Source organism: Polymorphobacter sp., from assembly GCF_051860865.1.
Classification (GTDB): Bacteria; Pseudomonadota; Alphaproteobacteria; order Sphingomonadales; family Sphingomonadaceae; genus Sandarakinorhabdus.
The window spans coordinates 1-5,924 of sequence record NZ_JBIMKZ010000112.1; the positions used below are offsets into that span (position 1 = coordinate 1).

The 5,924-nt window shown below is 66.5% G+C and carries 8 protein-coding genes; 5 read left to right on the forward strand and 3 right to left on the reverse strand.

The features are described 5' to 3' along the window. Window positions 1-2,145 (forward strand): TonB-dependent receptor (locus tag ACTIFJ_RS14580; protein WP_439534837.1); only part of this gene is annotated, 2,145 nt, incomplete at its 5' end. Here the strand turns inward: ACTIFJ_RS14580 and ccmB are convergent. Together ccmB and ccmA are read right to left on the reverse strand one after the other, a co-directional pair. Continuing rightward, the gene (ccmB, locus tag ACTIFJ_RS14585) at window positions 2,142-2,768 is read right to left on the reverse strand and encodes a heme exporter protein CcmB (protein WP_439534838.1); all 627 of its coding nucleotides are present in this window, start codon (window positions 2,766-2,768) and stop codon (window positions 2,142-2,144) included. The two genes, ACTIFJ_RS14580 and ccmB, sit on opposite strands and share 4 nt — an antisense overlap. Further along, on the reverse strand, window positions 2,768-3,343 hold the full coding sequence (ccmA, locus tag ACTIFJ_RS14590) for a heme ABC exporter ATP-binding protein CcmA (protein WP_439534839.1): 576 nt from the start codon (window positions 3,341-3,343) through the stop codon (window positions 2,768-2,770). Before ccmA ends, ccmB begins: the two co-directional genes overlap by 1 nt. A 74-nt stretch (window positions 3,344-3,417) precedes the next feature. Between ccmA and ACTIFJ_RS14595 the strand changes: the two genes are divergently transcribed. Further along, window positions 3,418-4,014: a septation protein A gene (locus tag ACTIFJ_RS14595; protein WP_439534840.1), complete on the forward strand. Its 597-nt coding sequence runs from the start codon at window positions 3,418-3,420 to the stop codon at window positions 4,012-4,014. Here the strand turns inward: ACTIFJ_RS14595 and ACTIFJ_RS14600 are convergent. After that, entirely contained in the window at window positions 3,896-4,708 is an 813-nt protein-coding gene (locus tag ACTIFJ_RS14600) for a hypothetical protein (protein WP_439534841.1), read from the reverse strand. The genes ACTIFJ_RS14595 and ACTIFJ_RS14600 overlap by 119 nt on opposite strands. A gap of 116 nt (window positions 4,709-4,824) precedes the next feature. Here ACTIFJ_RS14600 and ACTIFJ_RS14605 point away from each other — a divergent pair, with 116 nt between their 5' ends. From ACTIFJ_RS14605 to ACTIFJ_RS14615, 3 genes are all read left to right on the forward strand, one after another. Beyond that, complete coding sequence (locus ACTIFJ_RS14605) at window positions 4,825-5,472, forward strand: PspA/IM30 family protein (RefSeq protein ID WP_439534842.1); 648 nt, start codon at window positions 4,825-4,827, stop codon at window positions 5,470-5,472. Window positions 5,473-5,476: 4 nt separating this feature from the next. Next, window positions 5,477-5,764 carry an envelope stress response membrane protein PspB gene (gene pspB, locus ACTIFJ_RS14610; protein WP_439534843.1) on the forward strand — a complete coding sequence of 96 codons (288 nt, stop codon included), beginning with the start codon at window positions 5,477-5,479 and terminating at the stop codon, window positions 5,762-5,764. Then, a partial coding sequence (locus ACTIFJ_RS14615) for a PspC domain-containing protein (protein ID WP_439534844.1) occupies window positions 5,761-5,924 on the forward strand: 164 nt, incomplete at its 3' end. The genes pspB and ACTIFJ_RS14615, both read left to right, overlap by 4 nt.

Consider the following 5,924-nt stretch of genomic DNA (forward strand, 5'->3'; position numbering starts at 1 on the left):
CAGGCCTTTGATCCCGAGCAGTTGCAACGGGTCGAAATCGTCAAGGGCCCGCAGTCGGCGCTCTATGGCCGCAACACCTATGCCGGCGCCATCAACTTCGTCACCAAGGACCCGACGACGACCTGGACCGCCAATATCCGCGCCTCAGTCGCCGAATATGGCGAATATGTCGCGTCCGGCTCCATCTCCGGCCCGATCCTCGGCGAGGCGCTGACTTTTCGCGCCGGCGGCCGCTACTCGGAATATGGCGGCCAGTTCACCAACCAGCTGACCGGCAAGAAGGTCGGCCAGGAGCAGACCAAGGTCGGCTATCTCACCGTCGTTGCCCGCCCGACCGAGGACATCAAGATCCGCCTGCGCGGCGAATATTCGGAGCAGGAAGACGGCCCGCTGGCGCTGTTCCTGCAGGGCTCGGCCGAGAACAACTGCTCGCCCGGACTGCGGTCGAACCTGTATCGCACGGTCGGCGGCGCCTTCGGCTCCAACGTCCCGGCGACGCTGGGCAACACGCCTGGCGCCCAGAACCCCAACCAATATTATTGCGGCCCCATCCAGCCGCAGCCCAATGGCATCCGCCTTAACACCGATCCGGTGCCGACGACCTTCGGCGTGCGCGATGGCACCGCTTTCGACGGTGTCCAGAACAAGCAGTTCAACGCCTCGGCGATCATCGACTGGGATCTCGGCGGCTCGGGCTGGATCCTGTCGTCGATGACCGGCTATCGCAAGTTGCTCAACCGCTTCGGGACCGATTCCGATCACAGCGACGGCTTCTTTTTCTTCCAGCCGGCCTTCCTCGGGGTGCCCGGGCCGTTGGTCGAGCCGACCTTCGCCAACACCACCAAGAAGAACATCAAGGATTTCAGCCAGGAGGTCCGCCTCGCATCGCCGGTCGACAAGCCATTTCGCGCCATGGTCGGCCTCTATTACTACAAGCAGGACTTCGATCAGGTCGACCTGACCTTCACCAATCCGTTCGCCGGTGATCCGCTCGGCAGCAACCTTAGCCAGACGGCAACGATCGAGAACAAGGCGGTGTTCGGCCTGCTGGCCTGGGATCCGCTGCCTGGCCTGACCATCCAGGGCGAACTCCGCTATCAGGAGGAAACTAAGACGCTGCTCGATCGCCAGTCGGCAACTAGCATTTTCTGCGCCGGCGAGAGCGCCAATGCAGCCCTGTTCGGTTTTACCGGCACCTGCCTGGCCGAAGGCAAATGGACCGGCACCGATCCGCGCATCACCATCAACTACACCACGCCCGGCGGCACTCTGCTTTATGCCGTCTATGCCCGCGGCCGGAAGCCTGGCGGCTTCAACGGCGTCAACGGTCAGACCGATGGCCGGCCCTTCTATTCAGAAGAGCTGGCAGAAGGCGGTGAAGTCGGGGTTAAATGGACATCGTCGGACCGCAAGGCCAGCATCACCGTCGCGGGTTTCTACAACAAGCTGAAGGGCGTCCAGCTGACCAACGCCATCCCCGCCGGCCAGGCCGTCAACTCGATCGTCGTCAACACCGGCGATGCCCGCAACCAGGGCTTCGAAATCGAGTTCGCCGCTGCGCCGCACCCGGACCTGATGGCCAATGTCAACTTGTCCTATGTCGATGCCAAGTTCACCAGCGGCTGCGATGCGGACTTCTTCCAGCTCAATTCGGGCGGCATCCGCGCCAATTTCCAGAGCGCCAACCCGCCCGCCGCCGCGCTGCCGCTCTGCGACATCACTGGCAAGCGGCTGCCGCTCGGCTCCAGCTATCAGGTCAATGGCTCGATCAGCTGGGAACCGAACATCACCGAGACGATCAAGCTGACCACCAACCTCAATTTCAGCCTTGAGGACAAGAAGTACGTCCAGACCGACAATCTGGCCTTTGTGCCCTCGGCGTTCCTCCTCAATGCCCGCATCGGCTTCCGCACCGCTAACGGCATCCAGGTCGTCGCTTTCGGCCGCAACCTGACCAACGAGGACGCAGTGCCGCTCGCCACCCGCTGGTTCGACTATCGCTACGGCTTCGGCACCCGCAACATACCCACCGGTCTGACTTTCAATGGCCAGCCGGCGCAGGCGGAATCGGGCGCCCCGCGCGGCTTCTTCGCGCCGCTCCGGCGCGGCCGCACGTTCGGCATCGAGACGATCATGCGCTTCTAATCCTGCTTGAGCGCGGCGGCGGCGGCGAAGGGGGCCACGGCGAGTGACACCAGACTCGCCGCCGCCAGCAGCTTGAGCGCGCCGGGCGCCGCCGCGCCGACGCCGAAGATCAGCACCGGCAGCGCCAGCGGCAGCACGATCAGCCCGGCCAGCGCCCCCCCGCCGCGCAAGCCCGCGGTCAGCGCCGCCGCCACCACCGCCAGCGCTGCCAGCGCCGGCGTGCCGAGCAGCAGCGCCAGCGCCAGCCGCCATCCCTGCGCCGCGTCCAATCCCACCAGGATCGCCGCCGCCGGCAGCGCCGCCAGCAGCGGCACCGCAAACCCGACCCAGTGCGCAATGATCCGCGCCACCGCCACCAGCTCCATCGCCACGCCGCGGCTCGCCAGCTGATCGAGCGTCCCGTCCTCCATGTCCGGCGCCAGCAGCGTTTCCACCGGCAGCAACGCCGCCAGCAGTGCCGACACCCATAATATCCCCGGCGCGATCCGCCCCAACAGCCGCGCGTCCGGCCCGACCGCGAACGGAAACAACGCCGCCACTAGCACGAAGAACATCACCGGCATCCACATTGCCGGCGAGCGGGCAATCAGCGTCAGGTCGCGACGGATCAGGCGCCAGAACATCAGCCGAGCCGGATCGTCTGCGGGGCGACAAGGCCGATGTCGCCGTGCACGGCCGCCACCACCAGGCCGCCGCCGGCCCGATGCGCCGCCATCGCCGCCGTCAGCAGCGCCCCTGACGCGGTGTCGAGCCCGGCGGTCGGTTCGTCGAGCAGCCAGAGCGGCGAACCGGACGCCAGCGCCCGCGCCAGCCCGGCGCGCCGCCGCTGGCCGCTGGACAGGTGGCGGCATGGCACCTCAGCCAGCCCGTCGATGTTCATCGCCGCCATCGCCGCCGGCAGTCGCGCCAGCCCGTCATCGAGCCCGGCCCAGTGGCGGAGCTCGTCGATCAGCCGCATTCGCGGCTTCAGCGCCACCTCATGGCCGAGATAGGCGCAGGGCGGCGCGCTGATCGTGCCGGAAAATGGCGCCAGCAGCCCGGCTAGCAGCCGCAACAGGCTCGATTTGCCGCTGCCGTTAGGCCCTTCGAGGTGCAGCGCTGCCCCCGGGTCGACCTGGAACGACAGCCCCTCAAACAACAGCCGGTCGCCGCGCAGGCAGGCCAGGTCATCGACGACAAGGGAGGCGGCAGCGGTCACGCGCTGCACGCTAGCGCCGCCGGCCCTGATCGCAAGTGTTTCAGCCAGCGGCCAAACTCTGTAGAGGGGCGGACATGGACACGCCCCGCGCAAAACTCTCCGGCCCTCTCAAGCTCGCCGTCGATCTCGGGCCGCTGCTGGTGTTCTTCGTTGCCAACAAATATGGCGGGCTGTTCGTCGCCACCGCCGCCTTCATGGCCGCCACCGCCGTCGCCATGGCAATCTCCTGGCTGAAGACCCGCCATATCCCGGTGATGCTGCTGTTCACCGGCGTCATCGTCGCGGTATTCGGGGGGCTGACCCTGTGGTTGCAGGACGAGACCTTCATCAAGCTCAAGCCGACGCTGATCTACGGCACCTTCGCGGCGATCCTGTTCTTCGGGCTGGCGCGCGGCCGCTCCTATCTCCAGCTGGTGCTCGGCGACGCGCTGCCCGGCCTTGATGCCGCCGGCTGGACCAAGCTGACCCGCAACTGGGCGCTGTTCTTCCTGGCGCTGCTCGCCGCCAACGAGGTGGCGCGCCAGATCCTCACCACCGACCAATGGGTCAGTTTCAAGGTCTGGGGGGTGACGGTGGCGACACTGGTGTTCGCGATGGCGCAGGCGCCGATGATGATGCGCCATGGGGTGGACCAGGAGGCGAAAAAAGATCCGCCGCCAGCGGCAGATTGACCTTCCAGTCGGTCCAGAACACCTGGTTGGCGATGACGCCATTGTAATAGAGAGTCACCTTGCGCGCCTGCGTCCAGCCCGGCTGGATGACGAAATCATCATAGATCCGCACATGCCAGCCAGACGGCGTGGCAAAGCCGGCGAGCCGGATGACATGGCTGTCGCGGTCGATACCGAACAAGGTCGCGCCGCCGCCGTGGTCGGTGATGCGCACGGTGTAGGTCGGATGGCCATCGACACTGTCGTCGGGCAGCCTCTGCAGTGTGAAGCCCGGTCCCAGCGCCGAACGGATGACGCCGAAGCCGAAATTATTGGCCCAGAACCGGTCGGCTTCCGCCTTGGGGATCAGCCCCTTGTCATTGAAGCTCTGTACCCCGTCCGAGCCGACGAGGACCATCGTCCGCCCATTGCTGCGGCCGTGGATCAGCACCTTGCCCGCCTCGCCATGGGCATCGGTGCGAATGTCCTCGAACGCCCGCCACATCTGATAGTCATCGGCCACCGCGCGCGGGGTGGCGCCGTCGCCGTAGAAGACCGCCCGGCCGGACAGCCAGAGGCTCTCGGCCCGTGCCCAGCGCTCCCCGCCGGCAGCCTCGAAAGCGCGCGCGATGATCGTCCGGGCATCGAGGCCGTCATCGGCGCGCGCCGGTGCCGCGACCATAAGCAGCACCAGCATGGCAAATCGCAGGATCATGCTCTTGTCCCCACCGCTCGCGCGCAACATATGGGGAGTATGGCAACCACCGAACCGGTTTGCAAAGCAGGGGAACACGGCCCTGGCCGGTTTCCGGTCATCGGAGATCACCGGCCATGAGCCTGTTTTCCCGCGCGCGGGACATCATCGCCGCCAATGTCGCCGAACTGCTCGATCGCGCCGAGGATCCGGCCAAGCTGGTCCGTCTGATTATTCGCGAGATGGAAGAGACGCTGGCCGAGGTTCGCGCCGACGCCGCGCGCACCATCGCTGACCAGAAGGAAATCGCCCGCAGCCTGGCCCGTGCTCGCGCCGCCTGCGACAGCTGGACCGAAAAGGCCGAGCTGGCGCTGGCGCGGGACCGCGAGGACCTCGCACGGGCCGCGCTGCAGGAAAAGGCCCGCGCTCGCCGCCTCGCCGATCAACTCGCTGACGAACTGGCCGTGCTCGAAGACAGTCTGGCGCTGAACGAGGTCGATATCCTCAACCTCGAGAGCAAATTGCGGGAAGCCCGTTCCCGCCAGAATGCCATTAGTATCCGTACCGAAGGCGCCGGCCAGCGCCGTCGGTTGCGCGAGTTGACACATGGCGCGCGCGTCGAGACGGCGCTGTCGCAGTTCGACCTGCTCGAGCGCCGCGCCGATCTTGCCGAAGGCGCCGCCGAAGCGGCGTCACTGGGCGCCCCCGTGTTGATCGGCGAAGATGAGGTGAGCCGCGAACTGGCGGCGATGAAGGCCCGTATCGGCAGCGGTGGGCAGGGCTGAGCCGATGGAGATGTTGCTCATCCCGGTGCTGATCGTCGCCATCCTGTTCATCGGCCTGCCATGGCTGGTGCTGCACTATGTCTCGCGCTGGCGGTCGGGCAATTCGATCAGCCGGGAGGACGAGATGCTGCTCGACGATCTCCACGACATGGCCCGCCGGCTCGACCAGCGGCTGGAGACCATCGAGCGGATCATCGCCGCCGATGATCCGGGCTGGAAGGACAGCCGGCTTGCCGATAATGCCGCCAGCCGTCGCCTGCGCAACGACGAGAACAAGGAGAGTGACCGATGAGCGACCGCCGGACCGGCTTCTATCTCGACAAGCGCAACAAGCGGCTGTTCGGCGTCTGCGCCGGCATCGCCGATTACTTTGGCTGGGACGCGCTGTGGGTCCGCCTCGGCTTCGTCGGTGCCACCCTGCTCGGCGCCGGCTTCTTGCCGATTATCTATCT

Excerpts from the sequence above, each read along its gene's own strand:
- ACTIFJ_RS14605 (WP_439534842.1), top strand. The coding sequence starts at position 4,825 with ATGAGCCTGTTTTCCCGCGCGCGGGACATCATCGCCGCCAATGTCGCC.
- ACTIFJ_RS14600 (WP_439534841.1), bottom strand. The coding sequence starts at position 4,708 with ATGATCCTGCGATTTGCCATGCTGGTGCTGCTTATGGTCGCGGCACCG.
- ccmB (WP_439534838.1), bottom strand. The coding sequence starts at position 2,768 with ATGTTCTGGCGCCTGATCCGTCGCGACCTGACGCTGATTGCCCGCTCG.
- pspB (WP_439534843.1), top strand. The coding sequence starts at position 5,477 with ATGGAGATGTTGCTCATCCCGGTGCTGATCGTCGCCATCCTGTTCATC.
- ACTIFJ_RS14595 (WP_439534840.1), top strand. The coding sequence starts at position 3,418 with ATGGACACGCCCCGCGCAAAACTCTCCGGCCCTCTCAAGCTCGCCGTC.